The following is a 22,596-nucleotide window of genomic DNA, read 5'->3' on the forward strand; positions in this document are numbered from 1 at the left end:
TTTGCCGGTTATCGATTTGCGGCGTAGCTAGGCTGTCCGGCCGCCGAACCGACTTCGACCGCCGTTTCGGCCTTCTCAATCGGGAGGAAATAGATCGACAGGAATGCGCCGCCGGCGATTACCGCGAAGAGCGCGGCCAAAGGTCCCCATTGGAGCCCGTAGGTGTGGGCCAGCCAGACGCCGACGATTGGGGTAGTACCGCCGAATATCGCGCCGCACAGTTGGAAGCTAAGCGAAATGCCGGTGTAGCGCATGCGTACGGGGAACGCGCGGGGCAGATAAGCGGCAATCACCGCGTAGTACATGCCGATCATGAAGGTTGCGACCAGCACGCCAGCGGCAATGTTCGAGATATTGCCGGTGATCACGAGCATCATCATCGGAACCGACCAAATGACCGCGCCGCCCGTTGCGATGAGAAGCAACAAACGTTCGCCGATCTTGCTCGCGATGTAAGAGCCGGTTGCCGTCGCGAAGAGCTGGACCACGCCGATCCAGGAGATCACGTCCAGGATCTGGCTCTTCGGAATCTTCAGGTAGGTTGTAGTGTAACTGATCATGAAGGTGGTGATGAAGTAGAAACCCGCGATTCCCAGCAGGCTCAGGCCGACACCGAGTACGACGGCTTTCTTCTTGGTTTTCAGCACCTCTCGCACCGGAACCATCTCATAGCTGCGGTCCCGTTCAAGTTGGGCGACCATCTCGGGGCTTTCGTTGACACCCGCACGGATGATGAATGCAACGATGACAAGCAGACCGCTGAGGATGAAGGGAATGCGCCAGCCCCAGGCTGCGAAGTCTTCCTGCGGCAACGAGGAAACCGCTCGGAACGCCAGGGTGGAGAGGATCAGGCCGACAGGGCTTCCATATTGCGGAGCCGCGGCGAGAAAGGTCCGCCACTTTTCCGGCGCGTGTTCGGTAGCGATGAGAACCGCACCGCCCCACTCGCCCCCTACTGCGACACCCTGAGCCAAGCGAAGAATGACGAGAAGAATGGTCGCGGTTACGCCGATCGAGTGGAAGCTTGGCAGGAGACCGATGGCGGTCGTCGCGCTGCCCATCAGCACCAGAGTGATGACGAGGCTCTTCTTGCGACCAACCTTGTCGCCGAGATGCCCGAACACGAGAGCGCCGAATGGGCGCGCTACAAAGCCGACGGCGAAAGTGGCCAGAGAGGCCAGGACACCCATGAAGGGGTCATTCGTGGCGAAAAACACCTCGCCGAACACAAGAGCCGCGGCGGTACCGTAGATATAGTAGTCGTACCATTCGATTGCAGTACCCAAAAACGCCGCCAGCGCGGCGCGTATAGGTTGTGGCTGAGCCATAGTGTTCGTTCTCCCTGCGTAAAACGCTCGGCTTGAGGTGGCTTGTGTTTTCCGGCGGCTCGCACCCTAAATTTTTGATGCATCATGCGTCAAGTGTGTTTTGACGCATCAAATATCATCACTTGGCGCCCAATTGGGCGAAGTGCTATACCGACCCGAGCGCTGCACGTGGCCCCGCGAACCGAAAAGAGACGCCCAGGGTGAAAGACGTATTCTCGACGCTTGATCACACCAGCCTCTACGAGACGGTGTATTCGCAGATCGCGTTGGCTCTGATCGAGGGACAACTCCAGCCCGACGACAAGGTGAGAATCAGGGCCCTCGCCGACCAACTCGGTGTGAGCGTCACACCCGTCCGGGACGCTTTGCTCCGGCTCGTGAAGCAAGGCGCACTCGAAATGCGCGGCCTGAAGGATATCCGCGTTCCGCGAATGCGCATCGATCAGCTTCAGGAAGTGCGCCTCATTCGCCTGCGCATCGAGGGGCTGGCGGCCCAACTCGCGGCCAGCAGGATCGACCGGACCTCCGAAGTTTTACTGACCCGCATCCTTGAAGAGAACGAAACGGCGCGCACGAACGGCGACAGGGTTGCTGCCGTGAAGCTCAACCGGCTTTTCCACGCGGAAATCGCGAAGATCGCGGGAATGCCAACGCTGCAGGAATTGATCGAGAATATGTGGCTTCGCATGGGTCCGTTGATCGCCGCGGTTTACAATGCAGGCGGCCGGGCAATGATCTCGTATCACTACGAAATTCTGGAGGCTTTGCGGAAACGCGATCCGGTGGCGGCGGAAGCCGCCATACAGGCCGACATCAATGCGACGGCGGAAATCCTTTTGAGCTCGGGGCTTTTGCTGGACGGGCCGTCTTCCGAAGTATTGACCGACGGGCTTCCCAACGCGATGCAGTAGCTTTTGGTCTTTCGCTACTCCACGCGAATTGGGTCGGCGGGTGGGGACCTACGCTGATTGCCCTGTTGCTGGAGGGTATAGCGGTGCGGAGACCGGCAAGGTATTCACCTCCCTGGCGCTTCGCGGGGCAGGCGCTCGCGACAGCCCCGAGCTCTTGCCGTCTAGACGACGTGGTCGCTCGAAACGTTCTCTCGCCGGAACAGTGCGGAAATCAGGATCAGGAAGATCGTCATGTTGAGGAATCGTCCGGCGAACGATCCGAACGAATTGATGAGCAGAAGGTAGACGATCATCGGAAATATCGCTCGCGGCTCGAGACGCTTGAACGCTTCACCGAAGATGAGCAGCAGCCCCAGCACGATGAGAGCCGTGACGAACACTCCTTGATAGATGCTGATATGGACCAGGGGGTTCTCGATGCCCCACTCCAATCCGAAGGAATACGTCTGCGATCTGATGTAGTCCGGATCCGGGCCCCACAGAAGGTCGCCTCCGCTGAACGACGTCCATAGCGGCAGCATCACCAAGCGGCTGCGGGCGCTGCCGCCATCGTTGGAGAACCGTTCAAGCAGTTGATCAAAGAAGCCCGCCAAGGCCAAAGCAGAGACGATCCCTATTCCGAGCGGAATCACCGCAGCGGCGGCCGTCACTGCGCCGCGGGAAAACCGCTTGCCTCCGGCAAATCTCAAGATTTGCCATAGGGCAGCGAGAGCGAGGATCGTGATGGTTGTCAGCAAGGCTGTGCGCCCGCCATAGGCAATCATGGCCGTCGCCTGCAATCCCATCATCGGCACCCGCCACTTCGGCGGCAACAGCTTGCCGCCGCCGACCAGCAAACTCACGATGTATGCGCTTGTTATGGTTGCGGCGTGTAGCGGGTGGCCGTGAAGCGCGACCGACCGAGCCTCGATGGTCGTCGTTCCATCGGGAGAAAAGGTCGTGAGCGGGAAAACATTGAACCCCGACGCAAGTTCGAAAATGCCGAGAACCGCATTCGCTGCAAAGAACCAATGGATAAACCGCTCGAGCTCGATCATGCGCTCCGGCGGGACAAACGGCAGCAACATGCAGCAAAGGAAGAGATGCAGGTCGGTGTCGAAATACATTCCGAAACCGCTTCGTCCACCGACGACGATGTTGATAATGGCGAACGTCGTCGCGCAGAAGAAAAAGATCGCACCGAGTTTGGTCGCGACGTAGTAGCGCGCGAGATCGATTTTCCGGGGGTACGTAACGACGAAAGCAAAGAATATGATGGCGAGGAGATAGGTCGACGGATGTATCTTGGTGATCTGCGTCCCTTCAATCGCCGAATAGTCGTAGCCGATGAAATCAAGCACTGTCGCCGAGAATACAAAGAGAACGACGACATAGACGGCGAGCATCGCCTGGATGCGTCGGCCGGCAAAAGGCAAAGCGAGCCTGACCGTTCTAATCGGCGGCGGGCGCGAAATCGAGGCGGCGGCGTCTGTCATCGGCGCTGTCGTGCCTTCGCGGCGTACATGCCGTCCGCTTCCCGCCACGGACCGAGGTGATTTCCCGGCCGGGTCGCCGCGCCCGTCACGCAGATCGTATGGCCGCCGACAACAACGCCGTGCTTCTGCTTGGCCGACATGAGCGCCTCAACCGAGCCCTACCTCAATCCGCACGGGATACGGCAAGCAAGTTAACGCTCCATTAACCCAGTTGGCGGCGCGCTCAAAAGGCGGACATCAGGAGGTCTGGCCTTGTCCGGCACCGGGACCGACGTTCGCACCCATCGTTGCCACGTCCTGCGACGGCTCCTTAAGTCGCTGCCTTTTCTTCCTCGGCCTTAGGCTGAGCTTCTCAAATAGAACCGACAGCGCCAGCGTAGCTACACAGAAGACCATGATGTTGACGGGAAATGGAATTTCTCGAAGCGCATCCTGGCGAAGGATGAAGTCGTGCGTGAGGTAGATTTGCAGTGCAACTCCAGCCAGAAGCGTGACAGGAGCACTCAGATAGTTGGCGACAAACTGCTCGAGCCATGGATAGCGCGCGAAACGGAAAGCGAAAACAACGAACGCAAGCGCCGGAATCCGATCCAGGATCTGCACTTCGAATGGGATGAAACGCCCAAGGCTGCCCACGAAGAGATAAAAGCCGGCGATAGAGATCAGCAGCCAAACCAGATCGGTGATCTTGCCCTTGGTGTTGGCATGAAACCGGGCTGCATAAACACCCATGACCATGGTGCCGAAGTAGAAAATGATGCGCAGTGGAAGAGTTACTTCCGTCTGCACATTGTAGTGCTCGGTGAGCCAGCTGGTCTTTTCAGCAAAGATCGAGAATAGAAGAACATATGCAATGGCCAATGCGGCGAAGAGATACGCGAAAGCCCTTTTCGTCTCCATCTTCGACATGATGAGGTAGACCGGAACGTAACAACCGACAATGGTTGGAAGAAACCAGAATTGCAGCGGTATCACGTACAGCCAGAAGAAGTCGGCGAAGCTGTGCATGGGAGCGTCGCCAACCAGCACAAGGAAAGTCGCGACGACAAAGAGCGGCTCGTACACGCGATGCAGCCGTCGGATGAGCCAGCCTCCAATCGGCTCCTTGCTCGCCTGATAACTCAAATACAGCCCGTATCCCGAAATGAAGAAGAACAGCTCATTGCCGAATACGCCGCCCGTGCCCAGTTGGTGAATCGGGTAGAGATCATCCAAATGCGAATTGACCACCAGGACGATTGCGACGGCGCGCAGCAGATCCAGGTACGCAGTTGGGCTAACGGGCTTGTTTGCGGTCATTTTTTATCGAAGACTCTATTGGAGCGTCGCGCAACCCGAAGCAGACATTGAAGTGCGCGGCTTGATGGTTGCTCGTTCGACATGGAGCGCATTGCGCTCGCGGTAACCTGCTGCCAGCCGCGTCAGAGCGCGCTGCAGGCTGACGGTACGACACGTACCCTGCTCTTTGAAAGCCAAATGTCGCCGAATGATTAATCGTAAAGCAATTTCGCCCGCGTCGTTTCAGGTCACGGAAGCAGGCCATAGAGAAACTGGATCGCGATCGATGCGCAGCGACCGAACTCGACGCCGTTCTTTCGGCCTGACCTCCGGTTCGGAGGGGCATCGCGTCCTGCTTCGTTAACCATCTGCCGCGCAAGGCGCTGAAAGGAAACGACCGGTGACATGGTGAATTGAGCGCGGTCGCCGAAGACGCCTCACGCTTCCGCCTTCGCTCAATGGGCTACGGCGGACAAGTCGCCCGCCCGCCCTTCTCGCTGACGATCAAAGCGGTGCCGTCTACCGCGCAGCCTGGACGCGCTTTTCGAGCAGCAGCGTGCGGTCGGATATGTCCTTCAATTCGAATGCCTGGGAATCGAGGAACGCGACGGAGCCGTTGTCGGGATCCGCGGCGAGGCGATGGGTTTCGCTGAGGTGATGCTTCAGCCAGGCCCGCTGCTCGGTCAGCAATTGCGCGTGGGCGTCGCCCTTCGAGCCGGCGAGAAGGGCTTGATAGGCGGTGTTGAGCCGCGTGTCCCACTTGCCGATTTCGGCCTTGCCGCAGTCGAGCATCTTGGTCGACACCCCCTCGGCCTTGTCCATGCATGCATCAAACTCGGCGCTTTGCTGCGCGCAGACCGGTAAAGCTCCGAGCACGAGCATGGCCGCGACAATGACGGGCCTTCGCGAAAGCATCACCATGTCCCGATCACCCTGCCTTGTGTCTTTCGCCAACCATCGCCGCACAAAAGCGTCCGAAATGAGATCAAGGAATGATGCACCGGAGATCTGCGCTCAGCCTGCCCCACACTCCAGCTCAAAGAACTCCCGCCGCTGCGCCTGCGAGGATGACGAGGCCGAGGACGAAGCGATAGATCACGAAAGGCCAGCTGGAGAAGCGTTCAAGCACGCGCATCAGGCTCCAGATCCCGACGAATGCCGAGACGGAGGCAACCGCGAGGCCGACAATCAGAACCGACCAGGCATGAAGGTCGAGATGAAGATGGTACAGCTCCCACAATTCCTTGAGGCCGGCCAGGGTGATCGCAGGCAAACCCAGCAGAAACGAGAAGCGCGCGGCCTCGTCCCGTTTGAAGCCGAGCGCAAGCGCCGCCGTCAGGGTTGAACCCGAACGCGAGACGCCGGGGATCAGAGCGCCCACCTGAGCCAGTCCCACCAGCATCGCATCGAAAAAGCCGGCTTCGCCGATCGTCCGCCGATGCCTGGCATGGATCTCCGCCGCACCGAGCAGCAGCGCCATCGCAACGCAGGCCCAACCGATCACCACGACGCTGCGAAGCGGCGAATTGCAGGCGTTCAGGAGCCCGGACGCCAGCAATCCCGCGACGGCGATCGGGATCGTTGCCAGAACGATCCACAGTGCGAGACGAAACCAGCGGTCCTGGAATTGTCCCCGCGCCATTGCGGCAACGGAGTTGGTCGCAAGGGCGCGCACGTCCCGCCAAAAATAGCTGACGACGGCTGCAACCGCGGCAAGCTGCATGGCCGCAGAGAACGCCGATCCCGGATCCGGCCAACCCAGAACGGCCGGCACCAGCCGCATGTGCGCCGTGGACGAGATCGGCAGCAGCTCGGTTATTCCTTGCAGGACCCCGAGCGCGGCAACCTTTCCATAGCCGAGCGCGACGAAGCCCGTGTCGATTCCTTGCGTGCAGGTGCTAGCCATTGGTTCCCGTTCGCTGTGCTGCTTGCTCGGCGTGTTGATCTCGACTGCGCATCAAGCGCGCTCGTGGGCACGTCAGCCGGAGCGTCGGGAGCCGCAAGGCACTCTCATTCGCAAAGACGCGCGCCGGGACGCCATTTGACATCGACCGCGGTGATCTGCGTCTGTCGATTGAACGCGATGGCGTGGTCGCGCATCGCCAGGATGCTGCGCTCATCGCCGCCCCGCGGACACTGCACGGTGTCGACCGGAACGCCCGCACGGGTAAGTGACTCTCGAAGCACGCGCTCCAGCTTCTGAAAATCGTCGGTGGCGCATTGGAACGGGTACGACATGTAGACTCTCTGCTCGGCCTGAGAGAGCGCAAGGCAATAGCGCCATTCCGCTGCTTGCGCGGAGCCGCCAGATGCCGACCAAGCCAAGGCAGTGATGCACGCCACCTGCACGCCACTTCGCATTTCAGCTTCGCCGCACGGGCTCCTGATTTGGACCATCGCAAGCGGCACGCCGCGTGAGGCTCGTCCATGTCCTCAAGCGCAGCCTTGCAGTCGTCTTGCCGCAGGGACCGCCGCCGATATGTCATACGGTCGCCGACTTACACCGTCCTTACATGCGCCAGATAATTTCGCTGCCTTGCCCGCGACACGCGATTGTGTGCGCTTATGCCGCAATGTCAGCAGAGGCGAGCAAGTTTCGGTTCGGCGACGCCGCGTGTCGTCCGATCGATCCAGGGTAGCGCCCACAAGACCGGAACATTCCCGACTTTTGCAGCTGGATGAGCTCGCGCTGTTTCACCTCGAGCGGGGATGGACGTACACTGGAGGCACGCGATGCCGAACTATTTTCTTGCGTGGCGTGCGCATTGCTGGTCGATGGATGATCATGCGTCTGTTTTCCACGAACCGCGACGTCTGGCGACGCCGCGCTGAAGCGTTCTCAGGCAGTCGGACCGGCCTCGTACTGCTCGCGCTGATCGCGTTTGCGGACAGTTCGGTTCTACCTGTCTTGCCCGACCTGCTCCTCGTCCCGATGCTGCTCATACGTCCGGAGCGGAGTTTGCTCCTGTGCACCGTCTGTGTCGTGGCGTCATCGGCCGGAGCCCTGGTCGGCTATGGGATCGGATATTTTGCCTGGACGGCGGTCGGACAGACGCTGGTCGAGATCTACGGCCAGGCCGACAACTTTCGGCGCTACCAGAACCTCGTTGAAGACTGGGGAGTCTGGATCATCATCGCCAAGAGCTTCACTCCGATTCCGTTCAAGTTCATCGCCATTGCCGCAGGCGTGGCGTCGATGAACCTCTGGACCTTCACGGTCGCGGCCGTGCTCGGCCGCCTGCTGCATTTTGCGATCGTTGCCGCCCTGGTCCGGCTTTTGGGATCGCGATTACTGCAATTGATCGAGAGATACCACCGATGGTTCGTCGCCCTCGGGCTTCTCTCCGCCGCCCTCCTCGGCATCGCCTGGTCGCTCCGCTGACCGGAGTGGGACGGGATTAGGTTGAACCGGGATCGACGGCGGCGAACCACCTCTCCCTTGGGAGAGGTGAAGTCGTGCGGAGCCGAACCGATTCAATTCAAACTCATCGTGCTCGAGGAAGGCGTCACGCCGCTTTCGCGGTCTTGTCCTCTGCCGGCGCGGTTTCCATCGCGCGCATATAGAGATCGAGCAGGCTTTCGCGCTCGTCGCGCTCGTCCTGGTCCTGCTTGCGTAGCTTGATGATCTCCTTGAGGATCTTGACGTCGAAGCCGTCGCCCTTCGCTTCCGAGAAGACTTCCTTCTTCTGCTCGCTGAGTTCCTGGATCTCGGTGTCCAGGTTCTCGATCCGCTCGACGAAGGAACGAATTTTTCCGCCGGGAATGGTGATGTCGGACATGGTGCCTCCTGCTGAATGAGGTCGTGAAAATGCGAGCAAAGAGATGACCAATGTGTTAAGCAAACGGCGTCGCGGCGGTTTGTTGATAGCTTGAACCATACATTGCTTTGCTCGCAACGAGACGAGGAGCACAGCTCGGACAAATCATGTTGTGAGAACGCGAAGCTGTGCCCTCACCTACACCCGGGCGATCCAGTACGCCGCGGCCATTCGGCTCCAGCGCCGGCGTCTCTGGAATACCGGATCACCCGCTTTCGCGGGTGATGACACCGACCTCGCAATAGCATCATCGCATCCGTCACACATCACTCAGGCATCATCAGCCACCCGCAACGTGATCCGCGTCAATTCGGACGGCCGGCCGAGCCGCACGGCGAAGCCCGGCCAGAGCGCGGTGCCGTTGTTGACGTAGAGCGTCATGCCGTCGACGTCGTAGCGGCCCGAGACGAATCCGGCATTGGCGGGCGCGGCCAGCCGGTCGATGCCGATGATCAATCCGCCATGGGTGTGCCCGGAGAGTTGCAGGGCGACGCCGAGCCGAGCTGCGTTGCGGGCATCGCTCGGCTGGTGATCGAGCAGGATGACGGGCGCGCCCTCAGGCGAGCCGGCGAGCACCGCGGCAAGATCGCGGACCGGATGCTTCCTGCGGCGCGACGCACGGTCGGTAATGCCCGCGATCACCAGGCGGCCGCCGCCGCGTTCGAGCGTGATGCGGCTGTTCTCGAGCGAGCGCAGGCCGAGTGCGGCGTAGTGCGCCATCCAGGCGTCATAGCCGAAGATATATTCGTGATTGCCCGAGATCACGTAGACACCGTCGGCGGCCATGAGGTCCTGCAGCGGCGCGATGTCGTTGCGCCGCGCGTCAATGCTGCCGTCGATCAGGTCGCCGGTGATCGCAATCAGGTCGACGTCGAGCTTGTTCGATCGCGCGACCACCTCGCGCGCCCATGACGCGGGAAACAGCCGGCTGATGTGCAGGTCGGTCAGTTGCAGGATGGTGTAGCCGTCGAACTCTGGCGGCAGTCCGCGGATCGCGACCTCGACATCCTTCAATGGCGGAATGCGCATCGCCTGATGGACGCCGATCGCGGCGGCTGCGGCCGCCACGCCGGCAAGCGCGTAGCGGACGCCGTCCGGCGCCCCCACAAAGCCGCCATGGATCACCGCGGCGACGATCAATCCAGCATCGAGCGCCAGCTGCAGCAGCGCCAGCAGCATCACCGCACCGAACGCCCAGTTGAACAGCGCGACCACCGGACGCGGAAACTCCGGCGAGAATTCCGATCCCGACGACAGCCTGTTCCAGCGGTGAAACTGCAGGGCGACCAGCACGAGCAAGGCTGCGACGATCTTAGCCGGCAGCGGCCAGTCGAGCGGCCAGATGAAACGGGCCAGGATCAAGAGGCTGGTCAGGCCGAAAATGAGTTGGGGAATTGGTCACGCTCCGGATCGGATCGGTTAAGGCTGGGCGGTCGGCGCCCGGCAAAGGTAGGTTGGATCGGCCGCAGGCGTAAGCGCCACCATCAGCACATTTTCGGCAAGTCGCGCGCTGCCAAGACGCCCTGCGCGCTCTGAGCCGCGACGTGAGCAGTCGAAGCGCGATCAGATTGGCTTGAATCGGCTCGGCGCGATCCCGGTTCACCTCTCCCCATCGGGGCTCCCATGGGAGAGGTGAAGCTTCCGCGCCGTTCGTCCAAGATAAAGCTTGAACATTGCTCATTTTCTATCGTGCGCCGCACCGAGCACATCGCCTTCGCCGCCGCGATCGTCTGGGGCGTGACGCGACGGTTCTCCGGCGGTGGCCGGCAAACGGCGGGCACCCGCACGATTTCGGAATAATGGAAATGTATCGCTGAGTTGCCCGACGGGTCAAGTCGCTTTTCGGAGTTCCGGCGGCCGCCCGCCCTTTGCATGGGGTTGTTTTCGATATTTTGGGACGCGTCGCTTCGCGCCGTCGCCATCAATGGCGAATACCCCCGGTCGCATCCGCCCGATTGACCCGCACGCGGACCGTATCCATATGCATCTGCATGAATCGGCTGCCCGCGCCGTTTCGCCCTCACCTGGACACAGCCAGATACCACCGGCTCCAGTCCGCAACGTTCCGGAGCCGCCGTGGCCGCCCTCTCCATCCTTGATCTCGTCCGCGTCACCGAGGACACCGACGCGCGCGGCGCGCTGTACAATGCGCGCGATGTCGCCCGCCATGCCGAGGCCCTGGGTTATCGCCGGATCTGGGTGGCGGAGCACCACAACATGGCGGGGATCGCCAGCGCCGCGACGTCGGTCGTGATCGGGCATATCGCGGCGGGCACCAGCACCATCCGGGTCGGCGCCGGCGGCATCATGCTGCCGAACCATGCGCCCTACGTCATTGCCGAGCAGTTCGGCACGCTGGCGCGGCTGTTTCCGGACCGCATCGACCTTGGCCTCGGCCGCGCACCGGGCACCGATCAGCTCACCTTGCGCGCGCTGCGCCGCACGCCGGAATCGGCCGAGAACTTTCCGCAGGACGTGCTCGAGGTGCAGGCCTTTCTCGCCGCCGCCGGCCCCAACCAGCGCATCCAGGCGGTGCCGGCTGCGGGCACCGACGTGCCGCTGTGGATCCTCGGCTCGAGCAACTTCGGTGCGATGCTGGCCGGTGAGCTCGGCCTGCCCTACGCCTTCGCCTCGCACTTCGCGCCCGAGCTGTTGCTCCAGGCGCTGCAGATCTACCGCGCCCGCTTCAAGCCGTCGGAGCAGCTCGCGCAGCCTTACACCATGGTCGGTGTCAACATCATCGCCGCCGATACCGACGCCGAAGCGCGACGCCTCGCCACCACGCAGCAGATGTCATTCACCAACATCTTCCGCGGCACGCGCGGCCTGAGTCAGCCGCCGATCGACGACATCGAGAGCTACTGGTCGCCACAGGAGAAGGTCCAGGCGACGCGGATGCTGGAGCGCTCCATCATCGGCTCACCCGAGACGGTGCGCGCCGGGATGGACGCGCTGGTCGCCGAGACCGGCGCCGACGAGTTGATGATCGTGTCCGACGTCTACGATCACCAGCAGCGGCTGCGCTCGTTCGAGCTGATCGCGAAAGCCGGCGGGATCACGCCGTAGGGCGTAGGATGGGTGGAGCGCAGCGATACCCATCCTTTGCGCCGCGGATACGAAGCGATGGGTATCGCTTCGCTCCACCCATCCTACAAGTCACACCTTGGTCAACGCCTGCGCAATGTCGGCGACCAGATCGGACGGGTGCTCGATCCCGATCGAGAGCCGGATCGTGGTATCGAGCACGCCGATCTTTGTCCTGATATCGGCGGGCACGCCGGAATGCGTCATGGTCGCCGGCAGGCTCGCGAGCGACTCGGTGCCGCCGAGGCTCACAGCGAGCTTGAATATCTGCAGGTTGTTGAGGAACGCCTCCGCGGCCGCCTGCCCGCCGACGATGTCGAACGAGAAGGTCGAACCGGCGCCAGAGCTCTGGCTCGCGAACACCCGGCCCGCCGGCGAGCCCGGGTCGTGATGGCCGAGATAATGCACCGTCGCCACCTTGGGATGGTCGCGCAGATAGTCGGCGACGATCCGCGCATTGCGATCGGCCTTTTCCATGCGCAGGCTGAGCGTTTCCAGCGAGCGGCTGATCATCCAGCAGGAATGCGGATCGAGCTGGGTGCCGATCGCGCCGCGCAGCGCCTTGACGTCCTTCATCAGCTTCTTCGAGCCGAGCGCCGCGCCCGCGATCAAATCGGAATGGCCACCGACATATTTGGTCAGCGAGTACAGTGACAGATCGGCGCCGTGCTCGATCGGGCGCTGGAACACCGGCCCGAGCAGCGTGTTGTCGCAGGCGATGATCGGCGTGAAGCCCTGCGCCTTGCCGATCGCGTCGGCGACACGCCGGGTCAGCGCGATATCGACCAGGCCGTTGGTCGGATTGGCCGGCGTCTCGATGAAGATCATCGCAACGCGGCCCTTCTTCATCGCCTCGTCGGCGGCGGCGCGCACGACGCTTTCGTCGAGGCCGTCGGCGAAGCCCACGGCTTGAATCGAAAACGCCGCCAGCGTCTTGGTGAACAGCGTCTCGGTGCCGCCATAGAGCGGCTGTGAGTGCAGGATCACATCCCCCGGCCGCGCGAAGGCGAGCACCGTGGTCGAGATCGCCGACATGCCGGAGGAAAACAGCGCGCAGCTCTCGGTGCGCTCATAGATCGCGAGACGGTCCTCGACGATTTCGCTGTTCGGATGATTGAAGCGCGAATAGACCAGCCCCGCCCCCATGCCTTCCGGAGGCTCGCGCCGGCCCGCGACGAAATCGAAGAAGTCCTTGCCGTCCTCGGCGGTGCGGAACACGAAGGTCGAGGTGAGGAATACCGGAGGCTTGACGGCGCCTTCCGACAATTGCGGGTCGTAGCCGTAGTTCAGCATCTGGGTTTCCGGATGCAGCAGATGGTTGCCGATGTGGGTTCTGGATGGAAACGGTTTTGTCATGGCCGGTCTCCTGTTCGCGAGACCACCGCGCCGGCGGCGATTCCCGGAATGATGCGACCGAGCATACTCCAGCTTTGTGCCATTCGGCCAAAGCCCGGCGCCACGCAGTTCTGGATAACGACGGCCGGCGCGCGCCCTGCGCCGCCGGCCGTTCGGAAGCTCGCACGTGGGTGAGGACGCGATTACCAGCTGCGATCCACGTTGCGCACCTCACCGGTGCGCGCGTCGACATCGACCTGCATCCAGCGGCCGCGATAATCCCGGCCTTCGATCTCCCATTCGTCGCCGAGGAATTCGGTGTTGGACACCGTCACGATGCCGATGCTGGTCGCGACGTCGAGCGCCGCCTGCATGGAGAGCTGGCTGGCAGAATCATAGGCCAGCGCCGGTGTCGCGGCACCAATCGCCAAAGCCGCGACTGCAGGGATCAAGAATTTTCGCATGGTTCACTCCTCATGGAACGGGATGTCATGCCGCATAAAACGAGCGGCGCCCCCGATCAGTTCCAGCAGCGGCGACCACGGAGCAGCGCGAACCTTCGGCAGTTGCGGCAATTCGGTGGCGATTCCATTTTCATCAACGGGCGCTGCGCGGCTTGCGCGCCGCCTTCTTCCACATCCGGAAACCGCCCTCGAATGCGTTGGCGTTGTCGCCGAACCTCACCTTGGGCGGCGGGTTGTCGATCTTGTCGGCATTGCCTCCGCCGAGCACGATGTAGTCGGGCTCCAGCGCCGCCGACAGCCGCGCGATGACGTCCTCGACGCTCTTGCGCCATTTCTTCAGGCCGCGCCGCTCGAGACCGGCGGCGCCGACATAGTCCTCGAACGTCCCGTCCCTGCGATACGGCAAGTGGCCGAGCTCCATCGGCTCGAAAACGCCGTCGACGATCATCGCCGAGCCAAGCCCGGTGCCGAGGCCGAGAAACAGCATCCGCCCGCCCTGATAGCTGCCGATCGCCTGCATCAATGCGTCGTTGACGACCTTCACCGGCCGGCCGAACGCTGCGTGAAAATCGAACCCGGCCCAGCCGCGGCCGAGATTGTGCGGCTCCGTCAGCGGACGGTTGTGCACCACCGGCCCGGGATAGCCGATCGAGATCACATCGTAGGACCAGTTCCTGGTCAGCGCCTTGACCTGCCGCACCATCTCGGTGGCGGACAAGGTCGGACCTGACTCGAACTCGCGCCGGATTCGGTCCTTGTCGGTCATGACCTTCACATGTGTGCCGCCGATGTCGATCGCGAGCACCGTGCGCCGCGACGCGGGCCTCTTCGTTTTCTCGGCTGTCTTCTTGGCTGCCTTCTTGGCCATCGATCGGTTCTCTCTTGTGCGCTCCGAGTGGAGCAGTGAAACGCATTGCGCGCCACAGCCGCGTTCTGCATCTGACTCCAATTTGTTCGCGCGGAACGAATCGGAATCGACAAAATCGCCGAGGCTCAAACGTTAACAACCTGCATGCACGCACCGCACCCAAGCGATCAATGTTGTACCACGGTGGGATTATTGTACTCGGCGTGCAATCTCGCACATCCTTCAGACCCGTTGATGCTCCGGCTTGCCGGATTTGTGCGACAGACGGCAGCGCCGCCGCGTTCCCCGTTCGACTCCATTTCGTTCGCGAAGAACGAATCGGAATCGAAAAATCAGCGCAGCGCGATTCTTAACAACACATTTGCGACTTCGATGTTGCGGCAACTTTGCAGAGCGGATCAGCGCGAGCGTCGTCGGCCACCCGTCGGCGAACGCGAGCGGCGGATTACGCGCGTACCAACCCGCCCGAGATGCTGCGTCCGCCGCCAGTCCCCAAGGTGACGCCACAGCGCCTCCGCGACAGGTCCGTGCGGATGCTGGCGATACCGGATCACCGCCAGATTTTCGTCGCGACCCGGAAAGTTCGGTCCCGCGATGCTGATCAACCTGCCGTCGGCGAGCTCATCCTCGATCAGCCACGCCGGCAGATGGCCCCATGCAAGACGATGCAGGATCAGCTCCTTCTTCATCATCTGGTCCGGCACCGTGCACTGATGGGCGCCGTCAATCAGGAAGAAGGCTTCCGATGACGGTCGCCGCGCAGTATCGCGTATCACGCACTGCGTGAATGGACGCATCTGCTCCGGCGTGATCCGCCTGGTCCACGCAAACGGCAAGAACCCGGGCGCGACAACCGGCACCATGGCGGTCGTCGAGAGCTTGATCTGCTCGAACCGCGGGTCCGACGGGTCGGCGCGATGAAACACCAGGTCCGCCTCCCCCTCGATCAAGCGCTCGAGAGGTCCCCCGACCGCCTCATATTCCAGGTGCAGCCGCGTGTTGGGATATTGGGCAAAGAACCCCGAGAGCATCTGCAGGATCGGCGGCCGCGGAACCAGGTCGCCGATGACGAGACGCAGGACGACCTCTTCCCCGCTGACGAGCTGCTCCGCATAGGCCTGCAGCAGATCGAGCTCGCGCAACGTCGCCCGCGCCCGGAGGAGAAACGTCCGCCCCGCCTCCGTCAGCCCCACACGGTATCCGCTGCGATCGAACAGCGTGAGGCCGAGCTGCTGCTCGAGCCGGGCGACCGCCACGAACACCGATGGGTGCGATCGGTTCAGCGCGGCGCCGGCAGCCTGGAAGCTTCCCTTGGTCGCGACAGCGTCGAAGCAGCGCAGATCGTGGAGCTTGATCCGATCCATTATCCATAAAACCTACAGAGACTTGTCAATCTTAGTAATTTTTCTTGCTGGGCGCGAGCCCTAGCCTGGCGCTATGCGAAGCCGCCGGCTTCCACCAGCAGAAGGGACCAGCGAGATGAGCGGCGATCAACACTTCACGACGGCAGATGGCTGCCGGATTGCGTACCGGATCGACGGCCCCGTCGATCGGCCGGTGCTCATGCTGTCGAACTCGATCGCCACGAACCTGCACATGTGGGATCGATCGGTGGCGGCGCTTGGCCGCTCCTTTCGCCTGCTCCGCTACGACACCCGTGGCCATGGCGGGTCGGACGCGCCGGCGGGTCCCTATTCGATGGACCGGCTCGGCCGCGACGTGGTCGAGCTGCTCGACTTTCTCGACATCGATCGGGCACATTTTCTCGGCCTTTCGCTCGGTGGGTTCATCGGGCAATGGCTCGGCGTCTTCGCGCCCAACCGCATCGATCGCCTGATCCTCTCGAACACGGCGCCCTATCTTGCCGCGGAGCTGCATTTCGACGACCAGATCCACGCGGTGCTGGCTGCGAGCGATATGGACGCGATCGCAGACGGCTTCATGCGCAACTGGTTTCCCGCGACGATGCTGGCCGCGCCGAACGAGATCGTCGACGAATTCAGCAACATGGTACTCACCACCTCGCCGCGCGGCCTTGCCGGGTGTTTCGCCGCACTGCGCGATGTCGATCTTCGCCGCGTCATCGCGCTGATCGCGGCGCCGACCCTGGTCATCGGCGGCGAGAGCGACACCGTCACGCGCCCCAATCACAGCGAAGCGATCGCGACGACGATTGCCGGTGCAAGACTCGTCCTGCTGCCCGGCGTTCACATCCTCAATGTCGAGCAGGCGGAACGATTCAACAGTGAGGTTCTGGGCTTCCTGGAGTCCGCACCGTAATCGTTCCCCATCCGACTCCATTTTGTTCGCAGGGAACGAATCGGAATCGAGCAAATCAGCACAGAGCAATTGTTAACAACACGTTTGCGATCGCGACGTTGATCAAGCTTGCAAGGCAGATTTGTCGAAGGCGTAATCCGCCATCAGCAAAGATGGCGGGTTACGCGGAGCCTGTCATCGGGCCGTCCTACGGACGGACCCGTTGGCTACCCCGCCCCAGGCTCCGTCCAACGTCATATTCAAGCTCCGGCCGTAGCGCACGCATCTTCTCCGCCAGTCTCTGGCTTGCGGTCTCTTCCGCCTGCGCCAGGCGGTCGACGAGCGCGACGTAGTCCGCATCGCTCTTGTGCTGATTGAGTTTCGATTGCCCCTCGATCTCGTCGACGACGAGATCGATCACCCTGATCGACGCCAGCATCTGTTCGCGCTTGCCGGGCTCCATCTGCGTGAGGTCCCAGGGCTGCTTCGGCAGCCGCGCCTCGGAGACCGCGAGCAGCGCGTCACCGTGACCACGATTCTCGCCGCGATCGCGCAGGTGCGCGACGCCGGACAGATGCACCGCCTCGTAGAGCCAGGTCGAAACGTTGTCGCGCGAGACGTACCAGTCGTTCGAGATGTAGGCGTCGTCGCCCGAGACGATCAGCAGAAAGCGCCTGATACCGTCGGCGAGCTCGACCAGCGGATTCCTCGCGGTGAGATGGAGCTGCACGATCACGCGATCGTCGCGCCGCGCGATCACGAAGGGAACATGAGACGCTCGCGGGCCGCGTGCGTCGGCGGCGACGATGGCGCCGAAGCCGCGCGCCGCCGCGAAGGCCAGGGCGTGGTCGTCCTCGATGCGAAACTGGGGACGGAGGATGTGCATGGCGGTGGCGCTCGCGGCTGGGGGGAGACGACCCAGCGAGGCTAGCGCAACTTTTGCCGGAGATCACCGCCATGCACCGTCCGGCTCAGCAGATCATGGCGTTGTCACCGTGGTCGCAGACGCCGCCGGGCTGATCCCGGGGCAGCGTCTCGAATTCGCCGAAGCGCGGCACCGCCACGCGCGGCGGCCCGCCGCCCCAGCGGCCGGCGGCCGCGGCATGTCCCTTCAAGAACGCGGATGGGCCGGCCGGGACCTCCCGCGCCATGGCCGACGTCGTCAGCATGCCAAGGGCCAGCAAGCCTGCCGCGACGTGTTTGATCGTGGTCATCGAGCGTCTCCTGCTGGATCAACAGGATGGGGATCATCTCACCGGCCTGTCGAAGCGTTTTCGCTAGAACCATGACGGGCGGCGCTCCCCGATTATTCCGTGACGACGCAACGAATTTGCAGGTGCTGTGGCTCAGTTCGACACATTCGATTGATTGGAGCGTGACCGAGAGCGACCTTCACCGTCGTCCTGGCGAAAGCCAGGACCATTGCCCCGAATGCCCACATTGTTGCGCGACGCTGGGCCCAATTCCTCTCACGACCAACGCCGGTGGTTATGGGTCCCCTGGCTTTCGCCAGGACGACGATTGGAAGGGGCGAGCCCCGAAGGATGCCCGGCGCCCGGCTGATGGACGCACCGACCCCTCGAAGGCAATGTCCGCCGTTGAACTCACCGCAACTCGCGGGTTACGCTGTCACCCGCCTCACGCCCTCCCGCTGGAAGGATCACCATGAACGGCAATCGATATTACGGCGTCCGCGTCGAGGGTGCGAAATACGGCGTGGGGTTCGGCTCGGCGCTGGCGATTGCGATCTCCTACACCAAGAACCATTCGATCCTGTGGGCGATCATCCACGGTATCCTGGGCTGGCTTTACGTGATCTACGCCGCCCTGTTCGGGTGATGCGGACACCATGACCGTCATCTCGATCCAGTCACAGGTCGCATTCGGCCATGTCGGCAACAGCGCCGCCACCTTTCCGATCCAGTTGCATGGCATCGATGTCGTCGCCGTGCCCACCACGCTGCTCAGCAACCGGCCGGGCTATCCGACGATCCGCGGCCGGGTGCTCGACGTGCAGCTGGTGGCCGATCTGTTGCGCGGCATCGAGGAGCGCGGCGCGGTCGAGGCGGCCCGGATGATCCTGTCGGGCTATCTCGGCTCGGCCGATATCGGCTTTGACGTCGCCGACTTCGTCGCCCGCGCGAAAGCCGCGAACCCGGCCCTGCTCTATTGCTGCGATCCGGTGCTCGGCGATCGCGACCGCGGCATGTTCGTGCGGCCGGACATCCCGCCGCTGGTGCGCGACCAACTCTGCCCGCTCGCCGATATCATCACGCCGAACCATTTCGAGTTCGAGTTCCTCTGCGGCGCGCGCGTGACGACGATCGACGACGTGATCGCCCAGGCCGGCGCGCTGATGGCGCGGGGTCCGGCAACGATCGTCATCACCAGCGCCGAGCTTGCCGGCACGCCCCACAATGAAATCGAGACGCTGGCGATCGAACGCACGGAAGGCGCGCGCATTGCGGCTTGGCGCGTGCGCACCCCGCGGGTGCCGATCAGCCCGTCCGGCACCGGCGACCTGTTCGCGGCGCTGTTCGCCGCCGCCCGCATGCGCGGCCTCGCGACACCGGACGCGCTCAGCCACGCTGCGTCAGGCATCCACGGCGTGCTGGTGCGCACGGCCGAGCGGGGAACCGAGGAAATGCGTATTGTCGAAAGCGCCGGCGTGATGCTTGATCCGAGGCCACGCTTCGCGGCGGTCGCCCTCCCTGCATCCTGACATCCGGGACACCTTCATGATCGACACCACCACCCTGCTCACCTACGCCGCCGTCGAGCTCGGCCTGTTCCTGATCCCCGGGCCGGCGGTGTTGCTGGTGCTCGCGCGTTCGGTGACCGGCGGGCCGCGCGTCGGCGTCGCCACCGGGTTCGGCATCGCGCTCGGCGATCTCGTTCACACTGCGATGGCGACGTTCGGCCTGTCGGCCGTGCTGATGACCTCGGCGCTGGCGTTCTCGATCGTCAAATATGCCGGCGTGATCTACCTGATCGTGCTCGGCATCCGCGCCCTGTTCGAGACGAATGACGACCTGCATCTGCCGGCGGCGCAGCCGGTCGATCCGCGGCGCGCGTTCCGGCAGGCGATCTGGGCGGAAATGCTCAATCCGAAGACCGCGCTGTTCTTCCTCGCCTTCCTGCCGCAGTTCGTGCATCCCGGTCACGGCTCGGCGGTCGCCCAATTCGCGACGCTGGGCCTGATCTTCGTCGCGATGAGCGCGGCCTACACCTCGCTGCTCGCGCTCGCCGCCGGCCAGATCAGTCCGTGGATCAGGCGGCACCGCCGCATCGGGCAGTGGCAGGGCCGCGTGGTCGGCACGATCTATATCGCGCTCGGCATCCGCCTTGCGTTTCAGGAGCGCTGATGTCTCCGCTCAAGCCGCAAGCCACTTATGACGACTTCGCCCGCCTCGACATCAGGATCGGCAAGGTCGTCGAAGTGCAGCCGTTTCCGCGCGCCCGCAACCCCTCCTACAAGGTCGGTGTCGATGTCGGCGCCGGGCGGATCATGTGGTCGAGCGCGCAGATCACGAATTATGAGCCGGCGGCGCTGGTCGGCTCGCTGGTGGTCTGCATCTGCAATCTCGGACCGAAGAACATTGCCGGTTTCACCTCGGAACTGCTGATCCTCGGCGCCAAGGACATCGGTGGCCAGGTGATCGTGCTCGGCCCGCGCAGCGAGGTTGATGTCGGCGAGCCGATCTTCTGACCGATCATCCTGACGTTGAGGCCGATCACGGCCGCGTGATTCAAATCGTCTGGAATCCCCGTAGTTTACCGATGGGGGATGATCCGGATTCTCGATGCCAGCGCGCGCTGCTATTCCAACGCGCAAGAATCGCTTCGGCATGGGAATCGGAAAATGTCCGCAGTTTTCTTTCACTGCTCTGACGACAAGCACGTCATCCTGGATCGCACCGGCGCCGCGATGGACCTTTCGGAAGCATGGGTGCATGCGGAGCAGCTGGCGCGCAGCTTTGTCATGACACCGAGCGCGGAGGACTGGCGCAACTGGGCGGTCCACGTCACCGACGATATCGGGACCGAGATCTTCGAGCTTCCGTTCGCCGCCGTCCTCGGCGAACTGCACTGAGGGTGTGCCATGAATTCGATGGAACTCACCCTGCAGCCCTGGCGCCGCCGCCTCACCTGCCTCGTCACGCGCTGCGTCGCGCTGCTCGACGGCGTCATCAATCCCTATCGGCCTGAACTGTACTACATGCGCGGGCCCGGCCCGAAATGCCGCGCCAGGCGGCAAGCCGCCTTGCGCGACTAGTTCGCGCATCCGCGATGAGAAAAGGCCGGCGGGCGTTACGCCACCGGCCTTCTCCTGCAACTGCCGGTTCCCGGAGCCCGGTTCCGTTGCGATCTGCTTGGGCTCGAGCTTGCGCCGACAATTTTAATCAAATCTTAACGGCATGGCGGTGAGCTGGATCAAGGACCCCTTCGCCGTGCCGCGCGTGCTTGATCGTTCATCGTGCCTGACGCGCTGCACATCGTTTTTGCGCGGATCGCTCGACGATTGTGCGCCACGCATCTTAGGGAATGCACGACTCAGTGTTACCCTGTGATGCAAACCGAAACGGAGAGCTTCGGAATGCCGTACTACACCTTCGATCTCGTGGTGGGGGACGAGTTCCGCAATCAAGGAACGATCATCCTCGAAGACATCAGCCTCGCATCCGATCGCGCCGATCAGCTCGCCAATGAGCTGTCGCAGGTCAAGCCGGAGTTGAAAGCGCGCGGCTGCGCCGTGCGCGTCACCGACATCGATCGGCGCGAACTCTACCGGACGCCGCTCGATCCCGTGCCGCGGTGGCGCAGGATCGGCTAGCGTCGGCAGGCCTCAAGTACTGACGATCGCGCTTGTTGCCGCGCGCGCCCGATCTTGCTGCGCGCGGCGACCGGTCACTTCTTCAGGTTCAGGCGGCCGATGAAGTCGCGCTTGCCGAGCGGCGCGCCCTTGTGGCGGAGGATGTCGTAGGCCGTGGTCGAATGAAAGAAGAAGTTCGGCAGCGAGAACGACATCAAAAATCCCTCGGCCGTGAACAGCATCGACCGGTCTCCGACCTTGAATGTCATGTCGCGCCCGAGCAGCGCATTGACTGCATCTGGCGTCAGCGCCGACAACTCGCTGTGCGCGTCCTTCACCAGCGCCTGCAATGCGGCGTAGTCCAGATCGGGCTTGCCGGACGGCGGGACGAACACGCCGTTCTTCGCCGCCTCCATCGCGCCGCGGGAGTGGTGCGCGAGCGAGACCACCTGAAAGCGGAACGGCAGCATGTCGGGAAACAATCGGGTCTCGACGATCTCGGCCGGATCGATGCCGTTGTCCTTGAAATGCGTGAGGCTCTTTTCGAGAAAGCCCGAGACGGAGCCGAGGATCTGCAGATAGTTGGCGACAGTCGCGTCGTAGAGTGAAAAGGTCACGGCGAATTCCCCCAGATAGAATTTATTTGCTGATTGCCTGAACAGAGTTCCCGGAATTTCCGGCAAAGGCAAGCGGCACTGGGGCATAAATCAAATGGTCCAGCGCGCAGCGCCAGGCTCATTTCGATCCGGAAGAGCGAGCTGCGCCGTCAGCTCTGATGCGGTCCGCGCATCATCTTCATGGCGTCCTCGATATGACGCCACTCGCGGGCCTCTTCGGTCTCGCCCTTGCTCTCGCAGGCCACGGCGTTCTGCGCAGCCTGCGCGCTCGCCTGCGGACCGTGCTTCTGCAGCATCTGCCGCGCGATGGTGTGGATCTGCATCTCGGCTATCATGGCGCTCTCCT

Annotated in this window: 29 protein-coding genes; 12 read left to right on the forward strand and 17 right to left on the reverse strand. The window is 62.8% G+C overall.

All coding sequences use genetic code 11. The features are described 5' to 3' along the window. Nucleotides 1–8: 8 nt before the first annotated feature. Nucleotides 9–1,328, reverse strand: coding sequence for an MFS transporter (locus tag ACTUWL_RS00085; RefSeq protein WP_021079620.1), 1,320 nt, complete (start codon nucleotides 1,326–1,328; stop codon nucleotides 9–11). A 200-nt stretch (nucleotides 1,329–1,528) separates the two neighbouring features. Here ACTUWL_RS00085 and ACTUWL_RS00090 point away from each other — a divergent pair, with 200 nt between their 5' ends. Then, nucleotides 1,529–2,239 (forward strand): GntR family transcriptional regulator, encoded by a 711-nt coding sequence (locus ACTUWL_RS00090; RefSeq protein WP_021079621.1) that lies wholly within the window; start codon nucleotides 1,529–1,531, stop codon nucleotides 2,237–2,239. 161 nt (nucleotides 2,240–2,400) lie between these two features. Here ACTUWL_RS00090 and ACTUWL_RS00095 read toward each other — a convergent pair whose 3' ends face one another. From ACTUWL_RS00095 to ACTUWL_RS00120, 6 genes are all read right to left on the reverse strand, one after another. Further along, the gene (locus ACTUWL_RS00095) at nucleotides 2,401–3,714 is read right to left on the reverse strand and encodes a VpsF family polysaccharide biosynthesis protein (protein ID WP_021079622.1); all 1,314 of its coding nucleotides are present in this window, start codon (nucleotides 3,712–3,714) and stop codon (nucleotides 2,401–2,403) included. Next, on the reverse strand, nucleotides 3,711–3,854 hold the full coding sequence (locus tag ACTUWL_RS00100) for a hypothetical protein (RefSeq protein ID WP_021079623.1): 144 nt from the start codon (nucleotides 3,852–3,854) through the stop codon (nucleotides 3,711–3,713). Before ACTUWL_RS00100 ends, ACTUWL_RS00095 begins: the two co-directional genes overlap by 4 nt. A 97-nt stretch (nucleotides 3,855–3,951) precedes the next feature. Continuing rightward, a complete protein-coding gene (locus ACTUWL_RS00105; RefSeq protein WP_021079624.1) occupies nucleotides 3,952–5,013 on the reverse strand; it encodes an acyltransferase family protein in 1,062 nt (353 codons plus the stop codon). Nucleotides 5,014–5,511: 498 nt separating this feature from the next. Beyond that, nucleotides 5,512–5,913, reverse strand: coding sequence for a lysozyme inhibitor LprI family protein (locus tag ACTUWL_RS00110; protein ID WP_291736804.1), 402 nt, complete (start codon nucleotides 5,911–5,913; stop codon nucleotides 5,512–5,514). A gap of 115 nt (nucleotides 5,914–6,028) precedes the next feature. After that, on the reverse strand, nucleotides 6,029–6,898 hold the full coding sequence (locus ACTUWL_RS00115; protein WP_021079626.1) for an undecaprenyl-diphosphate phosphatase: 870 nt from the start codon (nucleotides 6,896–6,898) through the stop codon (nucleotides 6,029–6,031). Nucleotides 6,899–7,002: 104 nt separating this feature from the next. Further along, nucleotides 7,003–7,353: a hypothetical protein gene (locus tag ACTUWL_RS00120; RefSeq protein WP_146160313.1), complete on the reverse strand. Its 351-nt coding sequence runs from the start codon at nucleotides 7,351–7,353 to the stop codon at nucleotides 7,003–7,005. 424 nt (nucleotides 7,354–7,777) lie between these two features. Between ACTUWL_RS00120 and ACTUWL_RS00125 the strand changes: the two genes are divergently transcribed. After that, the gene (locus tag ACTUWL_RS00125) at nucleotides 7,778–8,374 is read left to right on the forward strand and encodes a YqaA family protein (RefSeq protein WP_021079628.1); all 597 of its coding nucleotides are present in this window, start codon (nucleotides 7,778–7,780) and stop codon (nucleotides 8,372–8,374) included. Between the two features lie 124 nt (nucleotides 8,375–8,498). On the opposite strand, the gene ACTUWL_RS00130 is transcribed toward ACTUWL_RS00125, so the two are convergent. Together ACTUWL_RS00130 and ACTUWL_RS00135 are read right to left on the reverse strand one after the other, a co-directional pair. Then, nucleotides 8,499–8,771, reverse strand: coding sequence for a DUF2312 domain-containing protein (locus ACTUWL_RS00130; RefSeq protein WP_021079629.1), 273 nt, complete (start codon nucleotides 8,769–8,771; stop codon nucleotides 8,499–8,501). Between the two features lie 309 nt (nucleotides 8,772–9,080). Next, nucleotides 9,081–10,205, reverse strand: a complete 1,125-nt coding sequence (locus ACTUWL_RS00135) for a metallophosphoesterase (RefSeq protein ID WP_035651824.1) — start codon at nucleotides 10,203–10,205, stop codon at nucleotides 9,081–9,083. A gap of 228 nt (nucleotides 10,206–10,433) precedes the next feature. On the opposite strand from ACTUWL_RS00135, the gene ACTUWL_RS00140 reads away from it, so the two are divergent. Together ACTUWL_RS00140 and ACTUWL_RS00145 are read left to right on the forward strand one after the other, a co-directional pair. Then, nucleotides 10,434–10,610, forward strand: a complete 177-nt coding sequence (locus ACTUWL_RS00140; RefSeq protein WP_158267736.1) for a hypothetical protein — start codon at nucleotides 10,434–10,436, stop codon at nucleotides 10,608–10,610. A 276-nt stretch (nucleotides 10,611–10,886) separates the two neighbouring features. Then, the gene (locus ACTUWL_RS00145) at nucleotides 10,887–11,876 is read left to right on the forward strand and encodes an LLM class flavin-dependent oxidoreductase (RefSeq protein ID WP_021079631.1); all 990 of its coding nucleotides are present in this window, start codon (nucleotides 10,887–10,889) and stop codon (nucleotides 11,874–11,876) included. A 90-nt stretch (nucleotides 11,877–11,966) separates the two neighbouring features. Here ACTUWL_RS00145 and ACTUWL_RS00150 read toward each other — a convergent pair whose 3' ends face one another. The 4 genes from ACTUWL_RS00150 to ACTUWL_RS00165 all read right to left on the reverse strand — a co-directional run bounded on the left by ACTUWL_RS00150 (nucleotide 11,967) and on the right by ACTUWL_RS00165 (nucleotide 15,925). Next, a complete protein-coding gene (locus ACTUWL_RS00150) occupies nucleotides 11,967–13,250 on the reverse strand; it encodes a cystathionine gamma-synthase family protein (protein ID WP_021079632.1) in 1,284 nt (427 codons plus the stop codon). Nucleotides 13,251–13,432: 182 nt separating this feature from the next. Beyond that, on the reverse strand, nucleotides 13,433–13,693 hold the full coding sequence (locus tag ACTUWL_RS00155; RefSeq protein WP_021079633.1) for a PepSY domain-containing protein: 261 nt from the start codon (nucleotides 13,691–13,693) through the stop codon (nucleotides 13,433–13,435). Nucleotides 13,694–13,826: 133 nt separating this feature from the next. Next, nucleotides 13,827–14,561 carry an ROK family protein gene (locus ACTUWL_RS00160; RefSeq protein WP_021079634.1) on the reverse strand — a complete coding sequence of 245 codons (735 nt, stop codon included), beginning with the start codon at nucleotides 14,559–14,561 and terminating at the stop codon, nucleotides 13,827–13,829. A 398-nt stretch (nucleotides 14,562–14,959) separates the two neighbouring features. After that, complete coding sequence (locus ACTUWL_RS00165; protein WP_021079635.1) at nucleotides 14,960–15,925, reverse strand: LysR family transcriptional regulator; 966 nt, start codon at nucleotides 15,923–15,925, stop codon at nucleotides 14,960–14,962. 115 nt (nucleotides 15,926–16,040) lie between these two features. Between ACTUWL_RS00165 and ACTUWL_RS00170 the strand changes: the two genes are divergently transcribed. Then, nucleotides 16,041–16,841, forward strand: coding sequence for an alpha/beta fold hydrolase (locus ACTUWL_RS00170; RefSeq protein WP_021079636.1), 801 nt, complete (start codon nucleotides 16,041–16,043; stop codon nucleotides 16,839–16,841). Between the two features lie 187 nt (nucleotides 16,842–17,028). Here ACTUWL_RS00170 and ACTUWL_RS00175 read toward each other — a convergent pair whose 3' ends face one another. Further along, nucleotides 17,029–17,706, reverse strand: a complete 678-nt coding sequence (locus ACTUWL_RS00175) for an FMN-binding negative transcriptional regulator (protein ID WP_021079637.1) — start codon at nucleotides 17,704–17,706, stop codon at nucleotides 17,029–17,031. A gap of 85 nt (nucleotides 17,707–17,791) precedes the next feature. Beyond that, the gene (locus tag ACTUWL_RS00180; protein ID WP_021079638.1) at nucleotides 17,792–18,034 is read right to left on the reverse strand and encodes a hypothetical protein; all 243 of its coding nucleotides are present in this window, start codon (nucleotides 18,032–18,034) and stop codon (nucleotides 17,792–17,794) included. Nucleotides 18,035–18,485: 451 nt separating this feature from the next. Between ACTUWL_RS00180 and ACTUWL_RS00185 the strand changes: the two genes are divergently transcribed. The 7 genes from ACTUWL_RS00185 (at nucleotide 18,486) to ACTUWL_RS00215 (ending at nucleotide 21,654) form a co-directional block, all read left to right on the forward strand. After that, nucleotides 18,486–18,659 (forward strand): hypothetical protein, encoded by a 174-nt coding sequence (locus tag ACTUWL_RS00185; protein WP_016840760.1) that lies wholly within the window; start codon nucleotides 18,486–18,488, stop codon nucleotides 18,657–18,659. A 10-nt stretch (nucleotides 18,660–18,669) separates the two neighbouring features. Next, entirely contained in the window at nucleotides 18,670–19,542 is an 873-nt protein-coding gene (gene pdxY / locus ACTUWL_RS00190) for a pyridoxal kinase PdxY (RefSeq protein WP_021079639.1), read from the forward strand. Between the two features lie 16 nt (nucleotides 19,543–19,558). Beyond that, nucleotides 19,559–20,185 carry a LysE family translocator gene (locus ACTUWL_RS00195; RefSeq protein ID WP_021079640.1) on the forward strand — a complete coding sequence of 209 codons (627 nt, stop codon included), beginning with the start codon at nucleotides 19,559–19,561 and terminating at the stop codon, nucleotides 20,183–20,185. Next, nucleotides 20,185–20,529 carry a tRNA-binding protein gene (locus tag ACTUWL_RS00200; RefSeq protein ID WP_021079641.1) on the forward strand — a complete coding sequence of 115 codons (345 nt, stop codon included), beginning with the start codon at nucleotides 20,185–20,187 and terminating at the stop codon, nucleotides 20,527–20,529. Before ACTUWL_RS00195 ends, ACTUWL_RS00200 begins: the two co-directional genes overlap by 1 nt. A gap of 153 nt (nucleotides 20,530–20,682) precedes the next feature. Then, the gene (locus ACTUWL_RS00205; protein WP_021079642.1) at nucleotides 20,683–20,913 is read left to right on the forward strand and encodes a DUF6894 family protein; all 231 of its coding nucleotides are present in this window, start codon (nucleotides 20,683–20,685) and stop codon (nucleotides 20,911–20,913) included. 9 nt (nucleotides 20,914–20,922) lie between these two features. Then, complete coding sequence (locus ACTUWL_RS00210) at nucleotides 20,923–21,096, forward strand: hypothetical protein (RefSeq protein ID WP_021079643.1); 174 nt, start codon at nucleotides 20,923–20,925, stop codon at nucleotides 21,094–21,096. Between the two features lie 321 nt (nucleotides 21,097–21,417). Continuing rightward, nucleotides 21,418–21,654 carry a hypothetical protein gene (locus ACTUWL_RS00215; RefSeq protein WP_021079644.1) on the forward strand — a complete coding sequence of 79 codons (237 nt, stop codon included), beginning with the start codon at nucleotides 21,418–21,420 and terminating at the stop codon, nucleotides 21,652–21,654. A 74-nt stretch (nucleotides 21,655–21,728) separates the two neighbouring features. On the opposite strand, the gene ACTUWL_RS00220 is transcribed toward ACTUWL_RS00215, so the two are convergent. Then, nucleotides 21,729–22,250: a DUF1993 domain-containing protein gene (locus ACTUWL_RS00220; protein ID WP_035651827.1), complete on the reverse strand. Its 522-nt coding sequence runs from the start codon at nucleotides 22,248–22,250 to the stop codon at nucleotides 21,729–21,731. A 149-nt stretch (nucleotides 22,251–22,399) separates the two neighbouring features. Further along, nucleotides 22,400–22,585, reverse strand: coding sequence for a hypothetical protein (locus tag ACTUWL_RS00225; protein ID WP_021079646.1), 186 nt, complete (start codon nucleotides 22,583–22,585; stop codon nucleotides 22,400–22,402). Nucleotides 22,586–22,596 lie beyond the last annotated feature (11 nt).

Source organism: Bradyrhizobium sp. WCU1, assembly GCF_053474805.1.